Below are 25822 nucleotides of genomic sequence, written 5' to 3' on the forward strand. Positions count from 1 at the left end.
GTCTGGCAGACCTGGTCTAGCCTGGTGAACGAAAGGTGACTTGGGCGGGATCTTGCATAAGTAGAACTAATCGATAATGAGTAGAATTGATTAAACTAATGACCCGCTGAAATGCACACTACTGCCTTTCAAGCGGGAGTACCCTATGTCAGGCGAAAAATCCATCTCAGCCCTGCTCCGCGGCATGAGCCCAGTCCTCAATGAAGGCGACTTTGTATTCTGCACAGTGGCGGACGCGTCCGCGCTTCTGGGTACCGATGTACTTGGTACATTCCGCGAAAAAGAAGGCTTCACTGTCATCATTGAGCGCGAACGCGCTGATGCACTGGGCCTTGAGTACAATTTTGTGGCGGCTTGGATCACGCTCACGATCCACTCAGCGCTTGATGCGGTGGGTTTGACGGCCGCATTCGCGACCGCACTCGGAAAGGCTGGCCTCAGTTGCAACGTGATCGCCGCGTTCTACCATGATCACATTTTCGTGGCCAAGGATGATGCCGCTAAAGCCATCGATGTCCTCCAAGCTTTATCTCGCGCAGGCGAATCCAGTTAGCCCCTAGCCAAGATGCTTCAAGGCTGCCTATTGGCGAAATGTGACAATGGTGAGCGCCCGCCTTGGATCGAAAGCAGACGGTCGCGAGTGGCCGCAATCGACCCTTTGCAGCCGTTCGAGGTGTCTACGAAACCAGGGTCGATTCACTCTGCCAGTTACGTGATTTGACTGCCTTGAGGCTTCGAAAAAAACCATGAGTCTGCATGGCAAGCGAAAGTCTCCAGGAAGTCCCAAGCGGCTTTGAGTGCACGCCTGGGCTTTCCAACCTTCGCGGTGGAACACCGCGAATCAACGAGACAGCACGTAGGAGGTCGGGGGTCAGCGTCACATCGTAAGCAGCCCTCCAAGACTCACGATAGAGTGTCTACCGTCCGTGCGTCAATGAAGCCGCGCTTGCGCCAAGTCGCCCTAACAAAGGATTGAAAGGTAGCTTCTCCCCTGAGCTTCAAATCATCCGCGTGATCCGTGACGATGATCTGAGGCATGATGCCGGTGGCTTTTTCGGTTTGTGCACAGAATTCGACCAGCTTGTCGAACATGTTGGTCACCGAACCGATGTCTTCATCCACGTGCTCTTTGCGATCCGTGAGAGCCGCCAATGCCTTGGCATCGAATCCTGCTTCTCGATGATCGATCTTGGCTGGGAAGTAAACTTGCGTTGGCTGATCCAGGAACAAAATGGGAGGAATTCTGCAGCCCTCTTCATGCTTGAGGGCGAACACTGAATGAAGTGCCAGGAAAAGGGTTAGGTGAGTGTACAGCCAGTTCGCACCGCTACCCATTGAGCGCAGGTATACGTTGCCCATGTTGGGGCTTTCATGCCATAGATCGAAGGTGTGCAGATCGAACTTGAGGTTTATGGGCTTGTAAGCCTCCTCGAAATCGAACCCTGCCCCGATGCGCGCCATTTCACTGTTGATGAGGTCGCTCAGATCAGCCATCTTGCCAGGGACGTTGTAAGCATCCAGCAGAGGCTTTATCTCAGCCAGTCTATCCTTGATATACTTCTGTGTGCCTTCGTATTCTGAATTGTCTCGATTAGCATAATCCTCGATAGCACCTTCGAGCCGATGCTTGACACGCAATGCAATTTCATCAACCGTTTTGCTTTTCTTCAGGTCTTGGACTTGCTTGGCGAGCTGATTGATGCTGGCTTGGATACTAGAAAGGATTTCCTTTTCCTTCGCAAGCAGCTTGATCAATTTGCTTTCTTCATCCCGAAAACTCTCACGCGCATAGGATGAAGTCCGCAGTTCACGGTTCATCCAGCCGATTGCAGCTGTGAGCTTGTTCGCTTCTTGCTCTACCTGCTCATTCGGGGTATGACAAAATGGACAGTGAGCATCACAGACCTCAGCGTATTCGGGCACCGGGATCTCGGTAACTTCTTTGGCAAAGTCTTCAGTCAGACTTATAGAAGACTGCACAGCGTGCAGTTTATCCTGTATACCGCGAACAATAACCGTCTGCTTAGACCGTTCGTCCTCCAACGCCTTCTTTCGGATGGAGTACGTGTCTGCCAAGCTGTCGATACGTACGTTGGCGTCACGTATCTTTTTGTAGGAAGTTTTAATACTTCCTGCGATTTGCGCCCCCGTCAACGGGATCAGATCAGTGCCACTAATGGCCTTGTAGTCTTCTAACAGCCCTTCGACTTTCTTGATGAACTTGTCTTTTTCATTCTTGTTTTTTGGTATTTGCGCTTCAATTTTTTTCAGATCAGCCTTAAGCTGATTGCTCTCCTGAGACAGCCAAAAATATTTCTGATCCGCAAAGTTCATGAATATTTTTAAATGCTCAATGGCTTGCTCGCGCTTTTCCTTCTCGTCAAACCGGTAGAAAAGGGCGTGCTTGTTCGCAACCAAGTTTTGATGCTGAAGCATGTAAGAAGTAAAGCTCCTCACAGAGGGCGTAGCGCTTTTGGATTTTCCTTGCTCACGACGATTTTGGTCTTCGTCAATATCTGCCATGGTGACCTGAAAATACCGACCCAACTCTTTTTTGAACTCACGCAGCGGCAGATAAAGACTGGAAGAGAAAAACTCTCTAGCGGTCTTCATTTTCACGAAAATTTCTTCGAGTGTGCCTTTCACCGGACTGATAAACAGCTTATCGGTATTCCGTGAGCGCGCCAGAAGTAAGAGCTCCGCCTCGAACTGCAGGAAGGTGAAGTACACCTTTGAGCGCTCGGTAATCACGCCCTTTGGAATAGTGTCATCGCTATTACCAAAGCAGAAATCGAAAATTTCGATGATCGCGCTCTTACCCATCGACGACTTGCCAGTAATAATATTTAATCCTGGCTTGAACGTGACTTGGTGAATGATATTATCGTAATCAATCACGCCCACCGATTTTACGTAGCACTTCATAATTGCACTATCCCTAGCGATTTGAAAACAGGTGGAGCCTCACGATTTTCCAGCAGCTTCGCCAGGTTGCGGGCAGAGGTCATTTGCTTCCCTAGCCCTTGCAAGGGTGGGAATTTTTTCTTGGTCGCCCTAACGACCATGTCGTCATCAATCGTCAGATAACCTGAGTTGACCAGGCTCAAGATCGTGACATTCGTAACTTCTCGAAGTGAGTTGATTCTTTTTTGCACCCCTGCAATCCGGGTTTTGTCAGCGACCATGGTTCGCCAAGTGTTGCGCTCACTGATGCTTCGCAGATAGGCCCCAGTAGTTTCATGCAATACGAATGGCAGCACTAGGTAACCGAGCAAGATATTCTTCTGTGTTTCTTTCAGCTCACTGAAGAAGGCATGAACAATAGGCGCCATGATCAGAGGACTACGCTGCAGTGTATGAATGTGATCAATAGTCGTAAGGCTCATCACCAAAGCCTCCAGTGCAGTTTCTCTTTGCCTTCCTCATCTTCGTCATCGGCAAGCATATGCCAAATGCCATTTCGAAACTCTACAGAGGTACCGTCAAAGGTGGGCATCCCATCGACGGGTTCACCGCATCTAGCGTCAAAGAAATCCTGAGACGCTAAACACCACTCCTCCCTCGGCTTTCGGGAACAGCGCCTCATCTCGGCCGACCTTAAGCTTCTATGCCGTTTCAGTTGATCGTGCTTGTAATTGTCGAGATCGACCTTTTCGACAGTAAATCGCTTAAACTCGTGAGTAATGGTGTGCACCGCAACCATATGTTCAAGAATAGCGGAAGGCACAATCGCGGCATACTCAATCTCATAAAGTTTTTTTACAAACAGCCGATGTGCATAGTCTGTTTTATCTTCGCCCTCAAATATAGCCGCATCCACCACTGGAAATTCTCTAGAGTTTTGACCGTAACGAGCAAACAACCTAGCTATTTTATTACCAAAATCGTCATAGGTAACTTTCCACCCATCTTTTTCAAGGCACGGCTCTATCAAGTACCCTAACAGCGACTGGAAATAATCATTACGCTTCGACTGATCGATGCCTTTACCAAAACGACTTCTCGCACCTACAGCGCGCGTCTTGAGGTCTGGCTCATCCGAGATTATCTTGATCTTCTCAATGACTTCCAGCAATAAGGAACGCCGTTCATGCGACATGACAAATTGCTGAGTCTTAACAGACTTTGACAGTTGCTTTCCAGAATGAGCAACGCGTGTCTCGCTATTCTCCAACACCCTAGTGAGCAACGCCAGGCGCTCCTCAGCGCAGATGTCGTTCCAATGACGGAGCTCCGCAGTAGCGCCGTAAGACTGTGTCGTGAGCAATATGAGCTCAGCATATTTTTCTTGCTTAAACTTTGGAGCCAGCCAGTTCTTTAAGGTGTTCCAGAAATTGATGTGCCCATCGGTCAGGTCATCAATAAAGTTCTTAACTTCAACCTGGACACTGCCGCTGACGGTAACATCACCAAAAACTTCAAGCCAGAGTGTTTGCCCCTCAACGAGGTCGAAGCAATGCTCAAGCGTGACTATCAACTGATAGTCTATTGCCTCAAGAAGCCTGGTTGCATTGTTGGCAAGTTTAGCCACACTATTCTCCGCTTATTGCTCCACCATTGCAGTGGCTATTATCGCCAGGAGATAAAGCGCCATCCTGGCAAATCCGCCAACCGCAGCGGGAAAATCAACTCAGGCACAACAGACATGTGCCCCGGGAAGCCAGACCAACACTGTTTATTTAAACAGTGCAAAATTACGACGGCTGCGCGATTGTAGCGTGATGGCATTTTGTTGGCAAAACGCCCACTCTTCTTGTATTGGTAACTCCTCAGGTGATTGAGCTAACACAAACGACACAGTCGCGTCCTCTGTCACACGCGTTACTGGCCGGAAACAAACGTAGGAGCGAGCGCCGCTCGATGTCAAAGGCGCTGATCTCAAGGCATGGACCGTCTGCTTCGGGTCGATAGCGGCCAGTCGCGAAAGGCTGCTTACGACCCAAAGCTGACACAGAGCTCATCCGCAATCTTCGTGGGAGCAGTTTTAGCCGCGAACACCGGCACTGCAAACCACCTGGCAGCGACCAACCATTGCCCTGTCACTCGACAGCAACTTGGCCGATAGCCAGCACCTGGAGGTTGGGTAGCCCGGAGGATGTCCACTTTCGGCCAGCAACGCCCAGCCTCCTGAGCCACTTCAAATAACTGATTGTTGAAGTTATCAGGGTCCGAAAAAACTCATTCGGTCGAAGGGGCAGATACTTTGCCGCCCAAGCGGATTAGTTCATTGGAGAAGCACAGTCCGATGATGATCAGTGCCGCTCCCACGTACAGGCTTTCGCGCGGTACCTCATTGAGCACCACAAATGCCAGCAGCGCGGCGAACAGGGGTTCGGTCAGCTCCAGCGCCTGCGCCTGCACTTGTGATGGTTTGAGATACTCGATGGCCTTGGTGGTGCAGAAGAAACCCAGGACTGTCGGCAGCGTGGCCAGCGCCAGCAGTACAGCGATCGCCAGCAGCGACAGCTCTCCTGTCACGAAACCATCGGCCGCAGCCGGCATCAGCAGGTACAGGCTGCCAAAGAACAACAATTGTCGGGTGAAATGCAGCCCTCCCGATACCCCCATCCTTTTCATGGCAACCGAAAAGGCCCCGTAGCCACATCCACCAATCGAAGCAAGCATTGCGCCTTGCAGCGTGAAGCCTTGTCCCAGGTCGGCGCCAAAAATCACCGTAATACCGGCGATGGCCAAGCCGGCGCCAACCATTGCGTTGGCGGTAATGGGGTCATGAAGGACCATGCGTCCAAAGAGAATCGACGATATGGAGGCGCTCGCCATCAGAATGACGACGACGCCCGCCGCCGCGTAATGGCTATAGGCCGAGGTTTCAAAGTGGAACAACACGAAAATGCCGAGAAAGGCACAAATGGCTGCGTGAAACCACTTGGCAGTGGTCGCGGGTCGCTTGAGAAACAGGAGCAGGACTGACAGTAGCAGGCAGCCGAGAACTGTCTTAATTAAGGCGATGCTGCTGGAGTTGAACCCACTGTTCATCAACACCTTGCTAAGTACGCCGATTGTCGCATTCAGGGCTGCGGCGCAGAGTGCAAAGAGGACGCCTTTGCCAAAATAGGATTGCATTAGTACATTCCTTGTCACGGGTCTTTAGAGTACGGAGAGGTCTTGCTGACATAGGGCCACGCGCTTCGAACGCGAGCTCGCTGTTTTACGTATTTCTTGAGCCATTACGGCCGGCCTGCTTTAGTGGAGAAACTGATCCTTGACGTAGTGCACCGTCTTCTCCAACGTGCGCGCCATATCGGGATGAGTTAACTGATACTTGCGTTCCAATTGCTCGCTATCACTCATGTCGAAGCGCTGCGTCTGGATGAAGTCCAATGACTCGTCGCTGATCGCAAATCGTGCTGCCAGCCCGGGAATCGTCAAAAGCCACCTGAGCAACCTTATCGGTACATGCCGGCGGGGCGCCTTGACCTCCAGCGTTTTTGCGATCTGCTCAAGCATCCCCTGCAGGCTCAATGTGTATTCATAGAGCGCCAGCGCCTGCCGGTTGGCCATCGAGGGATCGAACGCCACATAGGTCATCATCGCCACCAGGTAGTCAACGCTGACTAATGGCAACCAGTGCCTGGGGGAACCGGGGACCGCTTTGAACCGACCTTGTGCCAGATTTCGAATGAGTGCGACCAGAGGTTGTCCCTCCAGTATGTGCCCACTCTCGCTGTGGCCACACACCGTAGCAGGATGAACGATCGTGTAGTCCGCGCCCGCATCCTGCATATAACGGATGACTGCAAAATGTGACTCGATCTTGCTTCCTTCGTAACCACCTACACGGCCGTAGACTTTGTGCCAACTTGTGTTTTCAGGGCACTCTATATCAACACCGATACTGGCAAGGTGGTTAAGGTTTTTCAGCATAAAGCCGCCCACCATCAGCAATCGGATGCTCTGGCTCGCCGCAAGCTTGGCGACCCTCAGCGCCCCAAGCACATTGACTGATTGGGCGCGCTCCATTGTCAGCCCCCAGGAAAACTCCGCTGCGAGGTGGAAGATCACAGAGGTCGAAGACACGCACTGCTTGTCCGCTTCGCTGAGCCCAAGCCCCTCTATGCTGATGTCGCCCTCAACGGCATGGATATAGGCGGGATTACCACCCAGTTGACCTACCTGTTTTCTAAGACGCTCAATGTTGCCAGGGGTGCGCATAAGCACCCAGGTCTTGTACCCTGCAGCAGTAAGACGGGCCAGTAAATGTTGCCCCACAAATCCACTGCCGCCTGTGACGAAGCATTCCACGCTCATGCCTGATCCCTTGTTTGGATAATGGGTGCAGGCTAAGGTGTAGAGCACGCTCTACAGTCAAGGAGTTTTTAGTGTGAACGTTGGAGAATTAGAGCGCCGCAGTGGCGTCGGTCGGCATACATTGCGCTATTACGAACAGCTCGGGCTTATCGTGGCACAACGACAAGCCAACAATTACCGCAGTTACAGCGATCAGACGGTTGTTGACCTGGCCTTTATTCAGAGCGCCCAGAGTGGCGGTTTTTCCCTCGCTGAGATTGGAGAAATTCTTGCAGCCAAGCGAGGCAATAAGATCGATTGCGCGCAAGGCGCAGCTTTAGTTGCCAGCAAGATGGTCGAAATTCAAGCGAAAATCGCCACCCTTCAAGCCGCTTATGTCTTTCTGAACGCAGAGCATGCGAAGCTTGAAGCCAGTGCCATTGCCAACGGTCTGATTACTCCCTTAGCTGCACATCTGCATGCCTCTACGCCATAACCTCCCGGCAAGGCCATTCGCAAGACCAGTTGCTTCCAGGCCTTCACAGGCCTGCCGGGAAACCTTGCGGCCAATCAGCCAATTACTGCCGGTGTCGAATGGTCGCTATGGGTCGGATAGCGACGGTCATACCTCGACCGCCGCTGTAAGTTGTCAGACCTCCGTCTGCTCCGCCATCTCCAATGCGTCATCGACCTCAATGCCCAGGTATAGCTTTTACCCAAGCTTTGACGATTCGGGCGTATTGCCGGGTAGAGAGTTGCAGTGAGGCGTGTAGCCGGCTTGGAAAAAGGCAATCCTCGCTATGGAGATGGGCTTGATGTATCCAGGCCTCCAGAGCCACCCGCGTTTGCTCAGTAATCTCAAACTGCACGGGGCGCTGGGTTTTCTGCTGCATCACTATTGCTCGCGATGACACGTGCTCCCCATGCGCAACGTCGCGTACACGAAGCTTGGTCAAATCGCAGGCTCGTAGCTTGCTGTCGATGGCCAGATCGAAGAGAGCTAAATCACGAGTTTCCTCCGCGATTTGGAGCCTTACCCGAATGGCCCAGATATCTTTGAGTCGGAGCGGGGCTTTCTGCCCGACCAATTTTCCTTTGTTCCAAGGTTGATGGCTGCCGGTCGTAATGGTGTTCATGGCTTGTCCTCCACGTGAGGGAGGACAAGGATGGTAATTCCGATCCAGGGGCGCTAACCGACCCAAAGCTACCCGAGGGACAGTCAGCAGTGCTGACCTAAGCAGACATTTCGTCTTATGTCTCAATCATTCATGATGCTGCTCTGGAAAGTGCGAAAGTTAATAAATTTATGTTTGATCAATACTTGAAACGATGGGAGCTGACCATCGACGGTGATGCTTTCGCCTCGCTGAATGGACATCTACTGCCCGTTCGCCACCACGGCCTGCCAGCCATGCTCAAAATCTCGCAAGCGCTAGAAGAGCAAGCAGGCAACCTGCTTATGGCTTGGTGGGACGGTGAAGGAGCAGCTCCCGTGCTGGCACATGACGGTGAGGCCTTACTCATGGAGCGGGCGAACGGCTCGGTCTCCCTTGGGCACATGGTGAGCTGCGGCCAGGACGACGAGGCTACTCGTATTATCTGTGCGGTGGTCCGCCGCCTCCACATCCCTCGTACAAAACCGCTACCTGCTTTGGTCCCCCTGGTTAAACGGTTCGAAGCCTTATGGAGCGCAGCGGCAACGCACAGAGGTGTATTTGAACAAAGCGCAGAAACCGCCCGCCAACTTTTTAGGTGCCCTCGCGAAGTCACGGTACTGCATGGCGATATCCATCACGGAAATGTCTTGGACTTTGGCCCCAAGGGATGGCTCGCTATCGATCCTAAGGGACTGTACGGTGAGCGCGGCTTCGATTACGCGAATATTTTCTGCAATCCGGATATCAAAAGCGCTTTGGCTCCAGGTTGTTTCGAGCGCCGTATAGGGGTCGTGGCACAAGCTTCCGAAATTGATCGCCGCAGGTTGTTGCAATGGGTGCTCGCCTGGACCGGGTTGTCAGCAGCCTGGATGCTCGAGGACGACATTGATCCGAATGTACCCCTTGAGGTGGCGAAGCTTGCAGCGTTGGCGCTCGGTTTGTGAGTTTTACGGTAGGGCGAGGCCAGTGACGTTTCACAAATCAGAGAGCGGTCGACACAGGAAAGCCCTGTACTGATAATCAACGTCTCACAGGGATGCCCAGGAACGAATGTCATGGACTGTCTTCCGACGCTGATCACCGATCGGCTGGTTCTCACCCCTCTCCAATTGGAGGATTCACCCATCATTCAGGAGCTATTCCCCTGCTGGGAGGTGGTTCGCTACCTGGATCGTCGTGTCCCATGGCCGTATCCAGAAGACGGGGCGCTGGTTTATGTCCGAGATATCGCCCTGCCTGCTATGGCAGCAGGTCGTGAAAGGCACTGGATGATCCGCATGCGCAGCGATGCTGGCTGCACCCTGGGTAGCATCAGTTTGTATGATCAGCCTGGAAACAACAGAGGCTTCTGGCTCGCACCACAGTGGTGGGGAAAGGGCTACATGCGTGAGGCATGCCGGATTATCAATGCCTATTGGTTCGAGACACTGTCGCGTCCGGTCATGCAGGTTCCCAAAGCTGTTGCCAACGACGCATCTCGCAGGGTCTCGAAACATGAGGGTATGCGCTTGGTAGACGTGCGGGCAGGAGAATTTGTATCTGGACTGATGGAGGTCGAAATATGGGAGATGACTCGTGCTGACTGGTTAGAAAGGTCAATTGCCGGCCGCTAGTTTTTATGCACTCAGTCGCCGCCAGCTGAGCAGTTGGGTGACGGTCTGATTGATGGGGATAGACCACTCGCGCGAATGCCAGTCATAGGTCGATTCCGTGATGCCATAAGTGGTGGTGCAGCCTTGGCGAGTGATGCAACCCGTGCCACCGCAGCGGCGTTAAAGAACGGGTGCAAAACGTAAGCATTTTCCCGATTGTCCAGAAAACCTCACCTACACTGCTTCAAGTTCGATGAAGGCGGCCATGCTGCAAAGCAGCGGCCTACCGGCAGTCTCTTGCCCACAGGAGATCCTCATGGATGCCATTGATGGATTGATGACTCGGATGGTCACCTGTCTGAAGCCATGCCTGCTAGCCACAACCATTGCCTCTTGTACTGTCTTAACCGCGCAGGCAGCTACCGAACCCTTAGGCGGGCAACCCCCAGCGGGGGCCACCCCTTCGGTGAAGGACTTCGATTACCAGGTCAAGTACCAGCGTGCGTTCGAAGCGATCCTCTGGAACATGCCGGCGATTGCCATCTACTCCTTCCGCCGTGCTGCCGAAAAGGATCTTGGCTACAAGGACAATGACATCATTGCCTATTCGGCAACGGCTACTCCACAACTTGAAGCCATTACTGCCAACAGCACCACGCCTTATATCGCGGCCTACACGGACCTGCGCAAAGGCCCAGTGGTTCTCGAAATCCCGGCAGCCTCTGCGGACGGTAGCCTTTATGGCCAGGTGGTGGACGCCTGGCAACTTACTATCGCCGATGTAGGCCCGGCAGGGCTCGACAGAGGCAAAGGCGGCAAGTACCTGTTCACTGCACCTGATTACAAAGGCGAAGTGCCCAAGGGCTATATTCACGTGGCCTCGCCCAACTACCGTATCGCCCTGGCGTTTCGCTCGGTGCCGCCCGCTGGCAAGACAGCCAAGGACGCTTACGAATATGCCAAGCGCCTGCGCATGTACTTCCTGGCTGAAGCCAAGTCGCCACCGCAGCAAAAGTTCATCGACCCTGCCCATGAGCGCTACCCGACGCTGCCGTTCTACGACGAACGTCACTTCGAAGACATGCACGCGATCATGAGCGTGGAGCCAGTGCGCGAACACGACAAGGTCATGATGGGCATGCTGTCGTCCCTGGGCATCGTCAAAGGCAAACCTTTCGCACCGGACGAAACCGCCAAGAAGGCCATGCACCAGGCCGCGATCGATGCCTGGTTCTTCCTCCAGCAATGGTTCGACACCGAGATGTCCAAGCGCGTGTACTGGCCGGATCGGCACTACGTCTCGCTGTTGCAGCCAGATGCCAATCACAAGTTCACGTTCATCTACGAAGATCGCATCGACCTGCTCGAACGGGCAGCGGAGTACTTCTGGTGCACTTACATGCCTAAAGTCCTCAGCGCCTCACCGGCGACGTCGTACCAGATGGCGATGGCCGACAAGGACGGCAAACCACTGGAAGCCGGCCAGCTCTACAAGCTCGATGTGCCCAAGGACATGCCGGTAAAGCAGTTCTGGGCGCTGACGGTATATGACCGAGCCACCTTCTCGTTCATCTACAGCGACAGCAACCGCACCACGCTGTCGTCGTTCGACGTTGACAAGATGAAGAAGAATGCCGATGGCGGCGTGACGATCTATGTCGGGCCGACGGCCCCGCAAGGCGAGGAAGCCAACTGGATTCCCACCTCCGGCAAGCGCCCATTGCCGGCCATGCGCTTCTACGGTCCCACCGAAGCGTTCAACAACAAGACTTTCAAGTTGCCCGACTTCGAACGGGTAATCCCCTGAGCACTGCCTACAACCTTGGAAAACCAAACCACAGGGGCTGGCCCGCTGGCCCAAGGAGACTTGATGAAACCCATGGTGCTTGGAGCAGCCCTGCTTTCGCTTGCCGTGCCGGCCTTCGCACAGATCCCCGACAAGCTGGCGGAAGATGCCTACATCTATGGTTACTCCATGGACGAGGCCTACAAGTTCTTCTATGAGACGGCAGTCAAGACCAACACGCCGCTCAATCGCTTTCAGAACATCCGCCACCTGGCCGATGACACCTACGTCGATCACCCGACCATCAACAATGACACGCTGCACTTGATGGGCTGGCTGGATATCGCCGCAGAACCCGTGATCGTCAGCGTTCCGGACATGGAAAAAGGTCGTTACTGGATCCTGCACACCATGGACATGGGCCATTACACGACGTCCATGATCGGCTCCCGCACGCGGGACACCAAAGGCGGCCACTTCATGTTCGCCTCACCCCAGTGGAAGGGCACGGTGCCCGATAGTGTCACCGAAGTGATCCGTGTCGAGTCCAACCTGGTTAAATTGATGGGCAGGATCATGTCCACCGGGCCTGAGGACCAGAAAAAGGCGCTTGCCTACATGGATGACTGGAACGTCCGTACGCTTTCGGCCTACCTGGGCGAGCCCGGCCCAAAAGCCAAGCAGCGCACTTACCCCGACCCAGCCAAGACCAATTGGCTGCAACGGGTGAACTTCGTGCTGTGTGACGGCAACATGGGCCAGGCCGACAAGAAATGGCTCGACCAGTACAAGTCAGTCGGCGTCGAACCCTGCAAAGAAAACTTCACCAAGGAGCAGCTGGCAGCTGCGAAGAAGGGTGAGGAACTGGGCATGAAGCACATCAAGGACCTCGCTCCGAAGATGACCGACGCCGGCAAGCTGCTGGGCACCCGCGAGCAGTTGGGTGACGGCCCCCGTGACCTGTTCGCCGAGGGCACCTACATCGGCCAGTGGGGGCTGCCCCCAGATGAAAGTATCTACCTGCGCACCGAGACCGCTGCCGACGGTAAGCCGATCAATGGTGCCAATGGTAAGTCGTACGCCATGCACTTCAAGGCGCCCGAGGTCAGCCAGTTCTGGTCCTTTACCGTCTACGCCTCAGACAACCGCCTGATGGCCCACAACGCCATCAATCGCCATAGCCGCGGCGACCGCACACTCAAACCGGATGCCAATGGCGAATACACCATTGAGCTGAGCGCCAAGGGTGAAGAGAGCAACCCCAATTACCTGCCAATTCCCGAAAAGGATGCCTACATTGTCTTGAGGTTGTATGGCCCGAGCAAGGCAGTGCAAGGCGGCGGGTACAAGTTCCCGCCCGTCGAAGTGACCTCGCACTGATTCGTGCGGAGGGTATTGCATTCTCTGGTAAAGGCTTCTGAGGGTGCGCTCAGGAGCCGTTGAGTTACGCAGACGTCTTCGGGCCTGCCCCTTTCACACCTTGATTGCTCCCTTGACGCAAAAGAAACTTTTTCTAAACACGCAAATTAACCCCCGCCCCAGCTGACTGCTGGAGGCGTCTTGTGTGATCAGGGTTAGCCGTTATCAACCCAGAGCTGCCGGTCAGCAAGGATAGCATCAGGCCAGAACGCTGGAAGACGCTGTGCGTACGCACCGCAAGAGCATGCACCACTGCAATCATCAGGTGCTGGTGCGAAGCCACCTAGCGCGTGCAAGATACTTTCAGCACAGGCAGGGGCCAACATTATCTTCCGGGCAGCTTTTACAACACAGGCGCTACGATGAAAGAACACGCATACGCTGTTACCGTAAACTGGACGGGAAACACGGGTGAAGGTACTTCCAGCTATACGTCCTACCAGAGGGACTTCACTGTAGAAGGCCTGGGCAAGCCACAAATCCTCGGCTGCGCCGACCCGGCCTTTCGCGGCAATTCCAATCGTTGGAACCCAGAAGACATGTTGCTGGCCTCGATCTCGGCCTGCCATAAACTGTGGTATCTCCATTTGTGTGCGGTCAACAATGTGAACGTGCTGGAGTACGTCGACTACCCAGTGGCCCGGATGGTTGAGGGCGATGCACAGCAAAAGGGGCGTTTCAAGGACGCAGAGTTGCGGCCTCAGATCGTCATCAGCAGCCAATCGGATATCGACCTCGCGATGCGTCTGCATGACGATGCTCATCATGAGTGCTTCATTGCCAACTCGGTCAACTTCCCCATCAAATGCAGGGCTGTCATTCACCATCAGCGCTAGATTCCCAGTGGGTCAGCAAGCTGGCGCATGCCACCGTGCCCGGTATCGCGCCAAGCAACGTTAATGCAGCGCTAATCGACTTCGCTTACACTCGCCGCATGAACCGCTTCTTGCGACTGGTTACCCTCTTCTTGCTGGTTATCGCGCTTCCTTTCAACGGGATGGCGGGTATCGACTCACCCATAGAACCGTGCCCCATGCAGGCCATGGGTATGCAAATGATGGCCGGCATGGAGCACGACTGCTGCCAGGAGCAAGATCAGGGCAAGTCCTCCCATCACGACACCAAAACCTGCAAGGTCGGCCAGGAATGTCGAACGGCGACTGCGCTCCAGGTCAGCATGCTGGAGCCTGTGTTGACCTTCGCTACCTCGCACCCTGCCGATACCTATACCGAAAGCCTGGTAGCCAGCGCCCAGCCTGACCACTGGCGCCCTCCTCGGGCCTGATTCCTTCGTAAACCTCACACGATTGTTCTGCCTTGGCGGCCGAACGATGGCATGCGCGTGCGCGCTGGTTTTTTCGAGGAATCATGCTCATGACTCCCCTACGTTTGCATTCAGGACGGACGCTTGCGCTCGGCCTGGTAATCCTGCTGCCGACGCTATCGGCGCAGGCCGCTTCATTTTCATTGGACGATGCGCTGCAACTGGCAGAGCGCAATGCCCCTTCGCTTCAGGCACGCCAGGAGCAGGTGTCGGCGACACGCAGCGCGATCCTGCCTGCGGGTGAACTGCCCGACCCTCGGCTGAATCTCGGGCTGCAGAACCTGCCGGTGGAGGGCAGTGATCGCTGGAGCACAAGCCGAGACTTCATGACCATGCAGGTGGTTGGCCTGTCCCAGGAAGTGCCCAACAGAGACAAACGCAAGGCACGGGTCGAAACCGCGCGGGCAGCGGTTGAACGCGCCGATGCCGAGGCGGTTCTGGAGCGTCAAAACGTACGCGCAGCGACGGCACAGGCGTGGCTGGCGGCCTACACGGTGCAGCGAAAGCTGCAGCAATTCGACGAATTCTACAAAGAGAATCAGCTGCTGACTTCGGCCGTCCACGCCCGCCTGGCCGGCGGAGGCGGTGCAGCAACCGATGCACTTGCTCCAAACCAGGAAATGGCTCAGTTGGACGCGCAGAAAGACCTGCTGCTAAGCCAGGCGAGCCAGGCGCGAGCCGCCCTCAAACGCTGGACCGGCCAGGACGCAGATGTGCAAGCACGCGCATTTCCTCAGTGGGCGGTAAATGCAACTGACTACCTGCATGCGCTACACGCCCACCCTGCGCTGGCGGTTTATGGCGCCATGAGCCGAGAAGCCGAAGCCCAGGTGCATCAGGCGCAAGCCGAGAAGAAGTCTGACTGGGGTTGGCAACTGGACTACCAACGGCGCGGGCCGGCATTCAGCAACATGGTGAGTGTGCAGGTCAGTTTTCAATTGCCCTTGTTCACAGGCTCTCGGCAAGACCCGATGATCGCCGCCCGGCGTGCACAAGTGCGCCAGCTGGAGGACGAGCAAGACGCGGCCCTGCGGGAGCATACCGCGCAGCTGGAGGCAGACATGGCTGAATACCAGCGCCTGCAGCGTGCAGTGGCGCGAAGCCGAGACACCCTGCTACCGCTCGCCGAGGCACGCGTGCGTTTGGCATTGGCAGATTACCGAGCAGGCAAATCGGCCTTGAGTGAAGTGCTCGCGGCGCGGCGGCAACGGGTAGACGCGCGGTTACAGGACTTAGACCTGCAAGGCCAACTGGCAGCGACAGCGGCACGTTTGCATTTCGCGTACGGCGAGGTTCGGGCATGAAAAGTACGTCTATCGGTCTGATCGCAGCCGTTGCATTGGCTCTGGGTGGCAGTGCGGGCTATTGGTTGGCAGCACGCGGGCAAAGTGCCAAGGCGCCGAGTTCAGAGGAGCAAAAGGCACTTTACTGGTACGACCCGATGTACCCGCAGCAACACTTTTCCGCACCAGGCAAGTCGCCCTTCATGGATATGCAGCTGGTGCCGAAATACGCGGGAGGCACCCCGGATGACACACGGCCCGCTGTGCAGATTACGCCGGGTATCCAGCAGAACCTTGGGGTCAGGCTGGCGACAGTTACCCAGGGTCGCCTTGAGCGCACACTGCAGGTCAGCGGTGTACTGGCCTACGACGAGCGCGACTTCAGTGTGCTGCAAGCGCGAACCGCAGGGTTCGTCGAACGCACTTACGGGCGCGCCACAGGTGATGCAGTGACCAAGGGGGCACCGCTGGCCGATGTACTTGCGCCAGAATGGGTAGGGTTGCAAGAAGAGTTTCTGGCGCTGCGCCGTTCGGGTGATGCCGGCCTGCAGGCAGCCGCCCGCCAGCGCCTGTTGCTGGCGGGAATGCCGGCGACGTTGATTGACCGGGTCGCACGCAGTGGCAAGGTGCAGGCCCTGGTGACATTGGTTGCCCCCACCGCCGGTGTCATCCAGGCGCTGGAGCTACGCCCAGGCATGACCGTACTACCTGGCGCTACCCTGGCGCGCATCAACGGTGTGACCAACGTCTGGCTTGAGGCAGCAGTACCTGAAGCTCAGGCTCAGGGCTTGCGTGAAGGCTTGGCAGTGCAAGCCGAACTGCCCGCCTATCCCGGCCATGCATTGACCGGCAAGCTGACAGCGCTGCTGGCTGACGCGGACCTGCAAAGCCGTACCTTGCGGCTGCGCATCGAGCTGCCCAACCTCGAGGGTCGATTGCGCCCTGGCATGACCGCCCAGGTCACCCTGCATCCGGTTGGGCAAGCCGATGACAGCTTGCTGATACCTGCCGAGGCCGTGATCCGTACCGGTAAACGCAATGTGGTGATGCTTGCCGAAGATCAAAGCCACTTCCGCCCGATCGAAGTGGTACTGGGCCAGGAAAGCGGCGGCCAGGTCGCCGTGCTGCAAGGGCTGCAGGCAGGCCAGCGGGTAGTGGCGTCGGGGCAATTTCTTATTGACTCCGAGGCCAGCCTCAAGGGCATCGAGGCTGCAACTGCGCAAGAGACCCCACTGGTACCTGCACAACCGCCACTGCACGAGGCAGACGGGCAAATTGTGCAGATAGACGGCAAGCAGCTCACCATCGCCCATGGCCCTTTCATCACCTTGGGCATGCCTGGAATGACCATGACCTTCCCGGTGGCCGACTCCGTGATGCTCGCCGGGCTGAAAGTGGGTAGTCGCATTCACTTTGGTATCCGCGAACGTGACGAAGGCATGGTGATCGAGCAGCTCGATGCGCAGGAGAGTCAGCCATGATTGCGCAACTGATACGCTGGTCGGTGGGCAACCGGGTGCTGGTTCTGTTCGCCACGTTGTTTTTGGTGGCCTGGGGCGTGCTCTCGGTGCGTAGCCTGCCAATCGACGCGTTGCCTGACTTGTCGGACGTGCAAGTCATCATTCGCACCTCCTACCCTGGGCAAGCGCCACAGATTGTGGAAAACCAGGTGACCTACCCACTGACCACCACCATGCTCTCAGTGCCTGGCGCCAAGACAGTGCGCGGCTTCTCGGCCTTTGGCGACAGCTTCGTCTACGTGTTGTTCGAGGATGGCACCGACCTCTACTGGGCACGCTCGCGGGTCCTGGAGTATCTGAGCCAGGTGCAATCGCGCCTGCCTGCGTCGGCCAAACCCATACTCGGGCCAGATGCCACAGGTGTGGGCTGGATTTATCAATACGCGCTGGTCGACCGCCGTGGTGGTCATGACCTGGCGCAACTGCGCAGCCTGCAGGATTGGTTCTTGCGCTTCGAGCTCAAGACCCTGCCTGATGTCGCCGAAGTGGCGAGTATCGGCGGCATGGTCAAGCAGTACCAAGTGGTGCTCGACCCGTTGCGCCTGGCCACGCTTGGCATTACCCAAGCGCAGGTGACGGATGCCATCGCCAAGGCCAACCAGGAAACCGGCGGGGGTGTCCTTGAGCAAGGTGAGGCGCAATTCATGGTTCGTGCTTCGGGTTACCTGAAGACACTCGATGATTTGCGCGCCATCCCCCTGCGTCTGGCCACCAATGGCGCACCAGTAACGCTTGGCGATGTCGCCACCGTACAGCTTGGGCCAGAGGCGCGCAGAGGGATTGGTGAACTGGATGGCCAGGGCGAGGCCGTGGGTGGTGTGGTCATTTTGCGCAGCGGCAAAAACGCAAGGGAAGCCATTGCCCGCGTCAAGGAAAAACTCGAAGCGTTGATGAAGGGCCTGCCCGCCGGGGTGGAGCTGGTTACCACCTATGATCGCAGCCAATTGATCGACCGCGCCGTGGACAACCTGAGCCAAAAACTGCTCGAAGAGTTCATCGTGGTCGCACTGGTGTGCGCGGCGTTTCTCTGGCACCTGCGTTCATCACTGGTGGCGATCGTCTCCCTGCCAGTGGGGGTGCTGATTGCACTGATCGTCATGCGCCATCAGGGGATGAACGCCAACATCATGTCACTTGGCGGCATCGCTATCGCTATCGGTGCAATGGTCGACGCGGCAGTGGTAATGATCGAAAACGCACACAAGCATGTCGAGGCCTGGCATGCCCGCAACCCGGGGGGCCAGCTGCAGGGCGAACAACACTGGAAGGTCATGACCGAGGCGGCAGTCGAGGTGGGGCCGGCCCTGTTCTTCAGCCTGATGATCATCACACTGTCGTTCGTTCCGGTCTTTACCTTGCAGGCCCAGGAAGGACGGTTGTTCGCACCGTTGGCGTTCACCAAGACCTACGCCATGGCTGCTGCCGCAGGGCTGGCGGTGACGCTGGTACCGGTGCTGATGGGCTACTGGATTCGCGGCCCGCTGCCAGCGGAGGCGCGCAACCCGCTTAACCGCGGGCTGATTCGGCTGTATCGCCCCGCGCTGGAGGTTGTGTTACGCCGACCACGCATGACGCTGATGGGTGCACTGCTGATCCTCCTCAGCAGCCTGTGGCCATTGAACCATTTAGGCGGGGAGTTTCTACCGCCGTTGGACGAGGGCGACCTGCTGTACATGCCCTCTGCGCTTCCTGGGTTATCCACCCAAAAAGCTTCACAGTTGCTGCAGCGCACCGACCAGCTGATTCGGACCGTGCCCGAGGTGGCCAGCGTATTTGGCAAAGCCGGGCGCGCCGAATCGGCGACCGACCCCGCGCCGCTGGAGATGTTCGAAACCATCGTGCGCCTGAAGCCGAAAGACCAGTGGCGACCGGGTATGACCAGCGAGAAGCTGATTGAAGAGCTCGACCGGACAGTTCAGGTACCAGGGCTGACCAACATCTGGATTCCGCCCATTCGAAACCGGATCGACATGTTGGCTACCGGCATAAAGAGCCCCATTGGCGTGAAAGTGGCTGGCAGCGACCCCGGGCTGATCGATCGCGTGACACTGGCCGTCGAGCGGGCAGCGAAAACGGTGCCCGGCGTGACCTCGGCATTGGCTGAGCGCTTGACTGGCGGGCGCTACATCGACCTCGATATCGACCGTCAGGCGGCAGCGCGCCACGGCCTGAACATCGCAGACGTGCAAGCCATTGTTGCCGGAGCCATCGGTGGTGAAACCATTGGCGAAACGGTTGAAGGGTTGGCGCGCTATCCCATCAGCGTAAGGTACCCACGGGAATGGCGAGACTCCGCCGATGCACTGCGTCAGTTGCCGATCTACACAGCCCAGGGCGGGCAGATCACCCTTGGTACCGTCGCACAGGTGCGCATCACCGATGGTCCACCGATGCTCAAGAGCGAGAACGCCCGCCCTTCGGGCTGGGTTTACATCGACGTACGCGGTCGTGATCTGTCGTCCGTGGTGGCCGACCTGCGCCAAGTGGTAGAGCGCGAGGTGAAGCTTGAACCCGGCATGAGCCTCAGCTACTCCGGCCAGTTCGAGTATCTGGAGCGTGCCAATGCTCGCCTGACGTGGGTGGTACCGGCAACGCTGGCGATCATTTTCGTTCTGCTTTACCTCACCTTCGGCCGTATGGAAGAAGCGCTGCTGATCATGGGTACCTTGCCCTTCGCCCTCACCGGTGGTGTGTGGTTGCTTTATCTGATGGGTTTCAACCTGTCGGTGGCCACGGGTGTCGGCTTCATCGCCTTGGCAGGGGTGGCCGCGGAGTTCGGCGTCATCATGCTGCTCTACCTGAACAACGCCTGGGCCGAGCGCCTAGCCAAAGGCGAGCACACGCAAGCAGCGCTGCTGGACGCGATTGGCGAGGGTGCCGTGCATCGTATTCGCCCCAAAGCCATGACCGTGGCGGTAATTGTCGCAGGGCTGCTGCCGATTCTCTGGAGCGACGGCACCGGCAGCGAAGTGATGGCGCGAATCGCTGTACCGATGGTGGGCGGCATGCTGACTGCACCCTTGCTCTCGCTGTTCGTCATCCCCGCAGCGTACTGGATGATCCGACGCCGACAGGTTGACGGCTTGAAGGTAGGGGCAAGGTGAGGTTCGATTTCCCTATGGAGGGGAGCGCTGCGACGATCGAAGACATCCGCAAGCACTAACCCTCCGGTTGCTCATCCTGTTTGCCAGAACCCAGCAAACAGGATGAGTTTCAAGTGACCTTTGGGTGCAGTCCACGCAGGTGTCGGTCATCGGCACGGCCTGGCAACCGGCTAGGAAAGCCCATTGAGCATGTCCTGAACCTGTTGCGTCGCCTGGCGGGTACTTCGCGCGAGTTTCTTCACTTCATCGGCAACCACCGAAAACCCTCGCCCCACCTCGCCCGCCCTGGCGGCCTCGATGGCCGCATTCAACGCCAGAAGGTTGGTCTGCTCGGCGATACTTCGAATGACGCTGATCATCTGTGCGATACGCTCGTAGCTGGCTTGATTCTGCTGGCGCATCTGCGCTTGGCTGGCCTGGACACTGCGCTCATCGCTGATATCCCGCACAGCCCCGATCACGCGCACCAGCCGCCCTTGCTCGTTTCGCACTGCGCGCCCTCGCTCGCGGCACCAGATATAACCCCGCTGCTTGTGGCGCATGCGGTATTCGAACACGTACTCCGCCGCCTCAACCGGCGCGATGATCGCGGCATCGAAGACGCTCATGATGCCCGCCAGGTCGTCTGGATGAGTGATGTCGACCTGAGATTGCCAGCCATCAGGCAACTCTTCGGATGTATAGCCCATCAGGCAGCGGAACTGGTCGGAAAACCGCATGTGACTGGACGGGTGCCCGACATCGCCATGGGCTACCGAGATATCCCACACCCCTTCGGTAAGCGTGGTCTGCAACAACGCCCAAAGCTGCTGTTGATCCAGTAATACCTGCGCCTGCTGCGCAAGCTCGACACGTCGTGCGTCCAGTTCACGATTGCGCTCGACAAGGCCAGCTTCACGCAGCTCCGCTGCTCGCAAGCTAGCGCGAGCGGCCTCCAGTTCTACCTCTCGGGCTCCCAGCGACACTTCCAGCCGGCGCAACGCCAAAGCACTCTGCTGGCGCTGCGCAACCACCTCGCTCAAACCTTGCAGCACCTCGGGACAACGCGCGAGCAGCGGGTACTCAAAGCGCTGTGGCACCTGCCCCGCTTGGGCCTGGGCCAGTGCCTGGGAAAACGCCTGCATCCAGTGGACTTTCCTGAAAAACATGCACCCGCTCCTGCTGTGGTTTTCGACGTACAGGCGTACGCGCTCTGGACGTCATACAAAAAAACGCCGGCGGGAGGCCGGCGCTCAAATGCAGTACGTATGAAGTAAGAGATCGCCTGGTGAGGCAGCGCCACTATCCTCTACTGCCAGCCCCTATTGCTTGCTTGAACCTGCCAGCCAGCTTGTCCCTGCGTGACTTTCATGCGGTCCACCAGAGCATGCGCATTTGGCGACATGCACCGTGCATCAGCTAATTGCACGCATACTCATGAAGACATGTCCGCCATCGCCGCTTCAGGAGGTTGCCACCATGCTTGACCGGGTCATGGATGCACTGCGAGACAATCCCGAAATCGCTGTATTTCTCGCCATTGCCCTGGGCATCCTGCTCGGCCGTATCAAGCTGGGCAGTTTCCATCTGGGTTCTGTCGCTGGCGCACTGCTGATGGGGCTGCTGATTGGTCAGATCGGCCTGCAAGTGCCCCACGAACTGAAATCGGTATTCTTCGCCTTGTTCATCTATGCGGTCGGCTTCAAGAGTGGGCCGGAATTCTTCGGCAGCCTCAACCGCGGCACGTTCAAGCTGGTCATTCTCTCGCTGGTGCTGTGCGGCACTGCCCTGGCAGTGATTCTGGCGATGAACGCGCTGTACGGCTTCGATGCAGGCTTTACCGCAGGCCTGGGCGCCGGCGCCCTGACGGACACGGCGATCATGGGCACGGCCAGCAGCGCGATCGGCCAATTACCGCTGGACGCGGCAGCCAAGGCCGAGCTCAACAGCCACATGGCTGTAGCCTATGCGATCACCTATGTATTCGGCACCGTCGGGCTGATCGTCTTCGTCGGCAGCCTGGCGCCACGCCTGCTCGGGGTGGACTTGCGCAGCAGCGCCCAGGCGCTGGAGCGTGAACTGGGCATTGAACGCAATGAAGACGCCATCAGCATCCCTTATACCCGCATCGTCGTGCGCGCCCATCGGCTCACGGCCGCCCATGCAGCCGGCACAACCATCGCCGATGTGGAGGCGCTGCACCCGGCGCTGAGCATCGAACGCGTCACCCGCGCCGGGCAACACCTGGAGCGCGACCCGGCATTGCGCCTTGAACGTGACGACATCCTGGGCATATACGCCCTGCGCGATGCTGTGAGCGATCTGCACGGCTGGATAGGCCCGGAAGTGGATCACCCGCAAAGCCTGTCGTTCGCCACTCGCAGCGCCGACATCGTGCTGACCAGCCGCCACCTGGCCGGTCGCAGCCTGCATCAGGTGAAGGCCGCACTTACCGGTTCCGAGCGCATGGGTTGCTTTCTCACGGGCATCACCCGTCAAGGCCTGCCCCTGCCCCTTTTGCCGGAAACCATTCTGCGTCGGGGCGATGTCATCAGCCTTACTGGGCGAGCCAGCAGTGTTGACGCATTGGCCGCGCAACTGGGCCGGATCCGACACGCCAGCTACCGCAGCGATATCGCCATCCATGCGCTGGGCCTGGTTGCCGGTTCACTGGTGGGGCTGCTGTCTACTCACATCGGCATGATTCCAGTGGAACTCGGCATCGGCGGTGGCGTGTTGCTAGCCGGGCTGTTGATCGGTTGGTACAACTCGCGACATCCCGATCTCGGCGCCCTGCCACCTGCCGCACAGTGGGCGTTTTCCGAGTTTGGCCTGACCGCCTTCGGCGCGGTCGTGGGCTTGCTGGCCGGGCCGGCGGCGCTGACGGCGGTCAGGGAACAAGGCATGGCACTGTTGCTGGCAGGCGCACTGGTGACCCTCATTCCGCCGCTGGTCACACTCTACGTTGGCCGCTACGTGCTGCGCTTGCATCCGATGATCCTGTTGGGCGCGCTGGCCGGAGCACAGACCGAAGCGGCCTCGATGAACAAGATCATCGAGCAGTCGGGAAGCAATACCCCAGTCATCGGTTTCACCGTCTGCTATGCCGTCTCCAATGTGCTGCTCGCAGTATGTGGCCCGATCATCATCGCCTTTGCCTGACGCCTCGACTTGCCCGCCGGCAAGTGTCGTCTAAAGTACTGACTCACAGTGCCAGCAGCTGCTACTCATTCAGAATGTGAAATTGTCGTGAAAAGAGTGTGCCCGGCGCCAGCTGCCTGATTTCAACATGGCTACCCTGCTTCTACTACGCCTCAACGTTCGCTGGTAGTTGCCATAAAACGGTACAGCGCTTCAGTCACAAGGAGCGTCTGATGGAATCGTTGTACTGCCTGCGCCGCTCAGCAACCCTGTTGCTTTGCACGGCATCCTTGTTCGGCAATGCGGCCTGGGCTGGTGGCATCCTCATCTATGAAGCCGGCCAGGAGGGCAACGGCCTGGCCAATGCCGGGTCTGCCGCACTGGCCACCGACCCCAGCGTGCTGATGAGCAACCCGGCGGGCATCACCCGGCTTAAAGGCACTCAGATTAGCGCCAACGCCCAGGTCATTCTTGGCGACCTGCGTTTTTCCCGCGACGCCGGCAACCAGTTCGACGGCAACGAAGGCGGCAATGCGCTGCAATACCTGCCCGGTACCAGCCTGTTCATCAGCCACCAGCTCGACGAGCGCTCTGCCATCGGTTTCGGCATGTATGGCAACTTTGGCCTGGCGCTGGACTACGACGACGACTGGGCCGGCCGCTATTTCACCCAGGAGGCCGCAGTGATTGGCGTTTCGATGCAACCGACCTGGGCCTACAAGTTCACCGACGACCTGTCCATCGGGGTTGGCCCGCGCATCATGGTCGGCTACTACCGCACCGAGATGGCCATCAACAATAACCTGCTGGGCCTGGCCGACCGGCCCGATGGCCAGCTGGAGTACAAGGACACCGATGTCGGCGTAGGCGTCAACCTGGGCCTGTTGTACCAGCTTGATGCCCGCACCCGTGTGGGCCTGGCCTACACCAGCAAGGTCAAGCTGGAGTTCGAGGACAAACCGCACCTCAAGGACATCGACAACCCGCTGCTCAACGTCGCCCTGCGCCGCCTCGACGTAGATTCGCTGGAGCTCGACCTCAACGTGCCGCAAACCGTCACCTTCAGCATCGCCCACGAGCTGGACGACCAGTGGACCCTGCTCGGCAGCCTCAACTGGCAGGACTGGAGCGACTTTGGCGACGTCGGCGTGGAGGTGGACAGCGACGCTGGCGGCACCAGCCGCACCGTCGACCGCCAATACAAGGACACCTGGCATGCCTCCGTGGGCGCACAGTACCAGGCCACCCGACAATGGCGCTGGAGCGTCGGCCTGGGTTACGACAGCTCGGCCGTGGACGATAAGGACCGCACGGTCGACAACCCCATGGGCGAGGCCTGGCGGTTGGCTACCGGGGTCAACTACCAGGTCGATGAGGGCCTGGAGCTGCACCTGGCCTACACCTTGGTGTGGCTCGGCGACATGGACGTCGAGCAGACCAAGGCGCGCTCGGGCAGCACGCTGTCAGGCAGCTATGACAACAGCGCTTTGCACATCATCGGCGGTGGCGCCACCTGGCGCTTCTGAGGCCCCGGCAAAGCGGTGGGCATTGATCAACGCAACGAAGGAGAAGCTGCATGAACACCAAGACATTGGCTGCATCGCTGTGCCTTGCAACCCTCATGCTGCAGGGGTGCGCCAGCAAGTACGTGGAGTCCGACCAGTATTCAGGGTTCCTTAAGGACTACAGCATCCTCAAGGAAGACAAGTCGCCGTCCGGCGCGCCAGTCATGCGCTGGATCAAGCCCGGGGTCGATGCCAAGCGCTACACCAGCGTGTACATAGAGCCAAGCCAGCTCTACCCCAAACCGCAACCGACCGACAAAGTGCCGCAATCGACCTTGACGGGGATCACCCAGTACTACGACCAGACCCTGAAGAACCACTTCTCCCAGGTATTACCGCTGGCCACCAGCCCTGGTCCGCGCGTACTGGTGGTGCGCCCGGCGATAACGGCGGTGAGCGCCCAGACCAAAAGCCTGCGCCCTTATGAAGTCATTCCGATTGCGTTGATCGCCGCAGGCATCAGCACCGCCACCGGTATCCGTGACCAGGACACCAGCATCGCCACCGAAGCGGCGTTCCTTGATGGTGACAGCAACCAGGTGGTGGCCGAAGTGGTGCGCAAAGGTGCAGGTACCGAGCTGGATGACTCATCCCAGGTCATGCAGGCAAAAGACGCCAAAGCCGTACTCGATGGCTGGGCCAAGGACATGGTCGGCTCCTTCCAGGCATTGCGGAAATAGGCCGCTTCCCTTAAGCACGGCCCT

General features: G+C 57.6%; 19 protein-coding genes and 4 pseudogenes. 14 read left to right on the top strand and 9 right to left on the bottom strand.

Going from position 1 to position 25822, the window contains the following annotated elements; genetic code table 11:
• Window positions 1-145 precede the first annotated feature (145 nt).
• Window positions 146-553: an ACT domain-containing protein gene (locus DM807_RS19960; protein ID WP_060492517.1), complete on the top strand. Its 408-nt coding sequence runs from the start codon at window positions 146-148 to the stop codon at window positions 551-553.
• Window positions 554-903: 350 nt separating this feature from the next.
• On the opposite strand, the gene DM807_RS19965 is transcribed toward DM807_RS19960, so the two are convergent.
• The 5 genes from DM807_RS19965 to DM807_RS19985 form a co-directional block, all read right to left on the bottom strand.
• A complete protein-coding gene (locus DM807_RS19965; protein ID WP_179027782.1) occupies window positions 904-2925 on the bottom strand; it encodes a DUF3732 domain-containing protein in 2022 nt (673 codons plus the stop codon).
• On the bottom strand, window positions 2922-3386 hold the full coding sequence (locus tag DM807_RS19970) for a three component ABC system middle component (protein ID WP_179027783.1): 465 nt from the start codon (window positions 3384-3386) through the stop codon (window positions 2922-2924). The genes DM807_RS19965 and DM807_RS19970 overlap by 4 nt, the downstream gene beginning before the upstream one ends.
• Window positions 3386-4531, bottom strand: coding sequence for a hypothetical protein (locus DM807_RS19975; protein WP_179027784.1), 1146 nt, complete (start codon window positions 4529-4531; stop codon window positions 3386-3388). Before DM807_RS19975 ends, DM807_RS19970 begins: the two co-directional genes overlap by 1 nt.
• Window positions 4532-5178: 647 nt before the next feature.
• Window positions 5179-6084 carry a DMT family transporter gene (locus tag DM807_RS19980; RefSeq protein WP_060492507.1) on the bottom strand — a complete coding sequence of 302 codons (906 nt, stop codon included), beginning with the start codon at window positions 6082-6084 and terminating at the stop codon, window positions 5179-5181.
• A gap of 120 nt (window positions 6085-6204) precedes the next feature.
• Window positions 6205-7269, bottom strand: a complete 1065-nt coding sequence (locus DM807_RS19985; protein ID WP_060492506.1) for an SDR family oxidoreductase — start codon at window positions 7267-7269, stop codon at window positions 6205-6207.
• A gap of 73 nt (window positions 7270-7342) precedes the next feature.
• Between DM807_RS19985 and DM807_RS19990 the strand changes: the two genes are divergently transcribed.
• Entirely contained in the window at window positions 7343-7744 is a 402-nt protein-coding gene (locus DM807_RS19990) for a MerR family transcriptional regulator (protein WP_012272655.1), read from the top strand.
• 153 nt (window positions 7745-7897) lie between these two features.
• On the opposite strand, the pseudogene DM807_RS19995 reads toward DM807_RS19990, so the two are convergent.
• Window positions 7898-8384: pseudogene (locus DM807_RS19995) on the bottom strand (tyrosine-type recombinase/integrase).
• Between the two features lie 170 nt (window positions 8385-8554).
• Between DM807_RS19995 and DM807_RS20000 the strand changes: the two are divergent.
• Together DM807_RS20000 and DM807_RS20005 are read left to right on the top strand one after the other, a co-directional pair.
• Window positions 8555-9349: an aminoglycoside phosphotransferase family protein gene (locus DM807_RS20000; RefSeq protein ID WP_177336835.1), complete on the top strand. Its 795-nt coding sequence runs from the start codon at window positions 8555-8557 to the stop codon at window positions 9347-9349.
• 111 nt (window positions 9350-9460) lie between these two features.
• Complete coding sequence (locus DM807_RS20005; protein WP_060492503.1) at window positions 9461-10018, top strand: GNAT family N-acetyltransferase; 558 nt, start codon at window positions 9461-9463, stop codon at window positions 10016-10018.
• Between the two features lie 27 nt (window positions 10019-10045).
• Here the strand turns inward: DM807_RS20005 and DM807_RS28180 are convergent.
• Window positions 10046-10132: pseudogene (locus DM807_RS28180) on the bottom strand (transporter); the annotation flags it as partial.
• A gap of 331 nt (window positions 10133-10463) precedes the next feature.
• Between DM807_RS28180 and DM807_RS20010 the strand changes: the two are divergent.
• From DM807_RS20010 to DM807_RS20040, 7 genes are all read left to right on the top strand, one after another.
• Entirely contained in the window at window positions 10464-11804 is a 1341-nt protein-coding gene (locus tag DM807_RS20010; protein ID WP_342356494.1) for a DUF1254 domain-containing protein, read from the top strand.
• Window positions 11805-11867: 63 nt separating this feature from the next.
• Entirely contained in the window at window positions 11868-13163 is a 1296-nt protein-coding gene (locus DM807_RS20015) for a DUF1254 domain-containing protein (protein WP_081336933.1), read from the top strand.
• Window positions 13164-13564: 401 nt separating this feature from the next.
• On the top strand, window positions 13565-14038 hold the full coding sequence (locus DM807_RS20020) for an OsmC family protein (RefSeq protein ID WP_179027786.1): 474 nt from the start codon (window positions 13565-13567) through the stop codon (window positions 14036-14038).
• A gap of 212 nt (window positions 14039-14250) precedes the next feature.
• Complete coding sequence (locus tag DM807_RS20025) at window positions 14251-14487, top strand: hypothetical protein (RefSeq protein WP_342356495.1); 237 nt, start codon at window positions 14251-14253, stop codon at window positions 14485-14487.
• A gap of 89 nt (window positions 14488-14576) precedes the next feature.
• On the top strand, window positions 14577-15830 hold the full coding sequence (locus DM807_RS20030) for a TolC family protein (RefSeq protein WP_179027788.1): 1254 nt from the start codon (window positions 14577-14579) through the stop codon (window positions 15828-15830).
• Window positions 15827-17290: an efflux RND transporter periplasmic adaptor subunit gene (locus tag DM807_RS20035; RefSeq protein WP_179027789.1), complete on the top strand. Its 1464-nt coding sequence runs from the start codon at window positions 15827-15829 to the stop codon at window positions 17288-17290. The genes DM807_RS20030 and DM807_RS20035 overlap by 4 nt, the downstream gene beginning before the upstream one ends.
• Window positions 17287-20433, top strand: coding sequence for an efflux RND transporter permease subunit (locus tag DM807_RS20040; protein ID WP_179027790.1), 3147 nt, complete (start codon window positions 17287-17289; stop codon window positions 20431-20433). The genes DM807_RS20035 and DM807_RS20040 overlap by 4 nt, the downstream gene beginning before the upstream one ends.
• A gap of 218 nt (window positions 20434-20651) precedes the next feature.
• Here the strand turns inward: DM807_RS20040 and DM807_RS28185 are convergent.
• A pseudogene (locus DM807_RS28185) lies at window positions 20652-20807 on the bottom strand (methyl-accepting chemotaxis protein); the annotation flags it as partial.
• A gap of 105 nt (window positions 20808-20912) precedes the next feature.
• Window positions 20913-21581 (bottom strand): annotated as a pseudogene (locus DM807_RS27895) (PAS domain-containing protein); the annotation flags it as partial.
• Between the two features lie 310 nt (window positions 21582-21891).
• Here DM807_RS27895 and aspT point away from each other — a divergent pair.
• The 3 genes from aspT to DM807_RS20060 all read left to right on the top strand — a co-directional run bounded on the left by aspT (window position 21892) and on the right by DM807_RS20060 (window position 25798).
• Complete coding sequence (aspT, locus tag DM807_RS20050) at window positions 21892-23574, top strand: aspartate-alanine antiporter (protein WP_060492498.1); 1683 nt, start codon at window positions 21892-21894, stop codon at window positions 23572-23574.
• Between the two features lie 212 nt (window positions 23575-23786).
• Window positions 23787-25079 carry an OmpP1/FadL family transporter gene (locus DM807_RS20055; protein WP_179027792.1) on the top strand — a complete coding sequence of 431 codons (1293 nt, stop codon included), beginning with the start codon at window positions 23787-23789 and terminating at the stop codon, window positions 25077-25079.
• A 50-nt stretch (window positions 25080-25129) separates the two neighbouring features.
• Window positions 25130-25798, top strand: a complete 669-nt coding sequence (locus DM807_RS20060; protein ID WP_012272669.1) for a DUF3313 domain-containing protein — start codon at window positions 25130-25132, stop codon at window positions 25796-25798.
• Window positions 25799-25822: the final 24 nt, after the last annotated feature.

The sequence above is a fragment of the Pseudomonas hunanensis genome, assembly GCF_013393325.1.
Lineage (GTDB): Bacteria > Pseudomonadota > Gammaproteobacteria > Pseudomonadales > Pseudomonadaceae > Aquipseudomonas > Aquipseudomonas putida_P.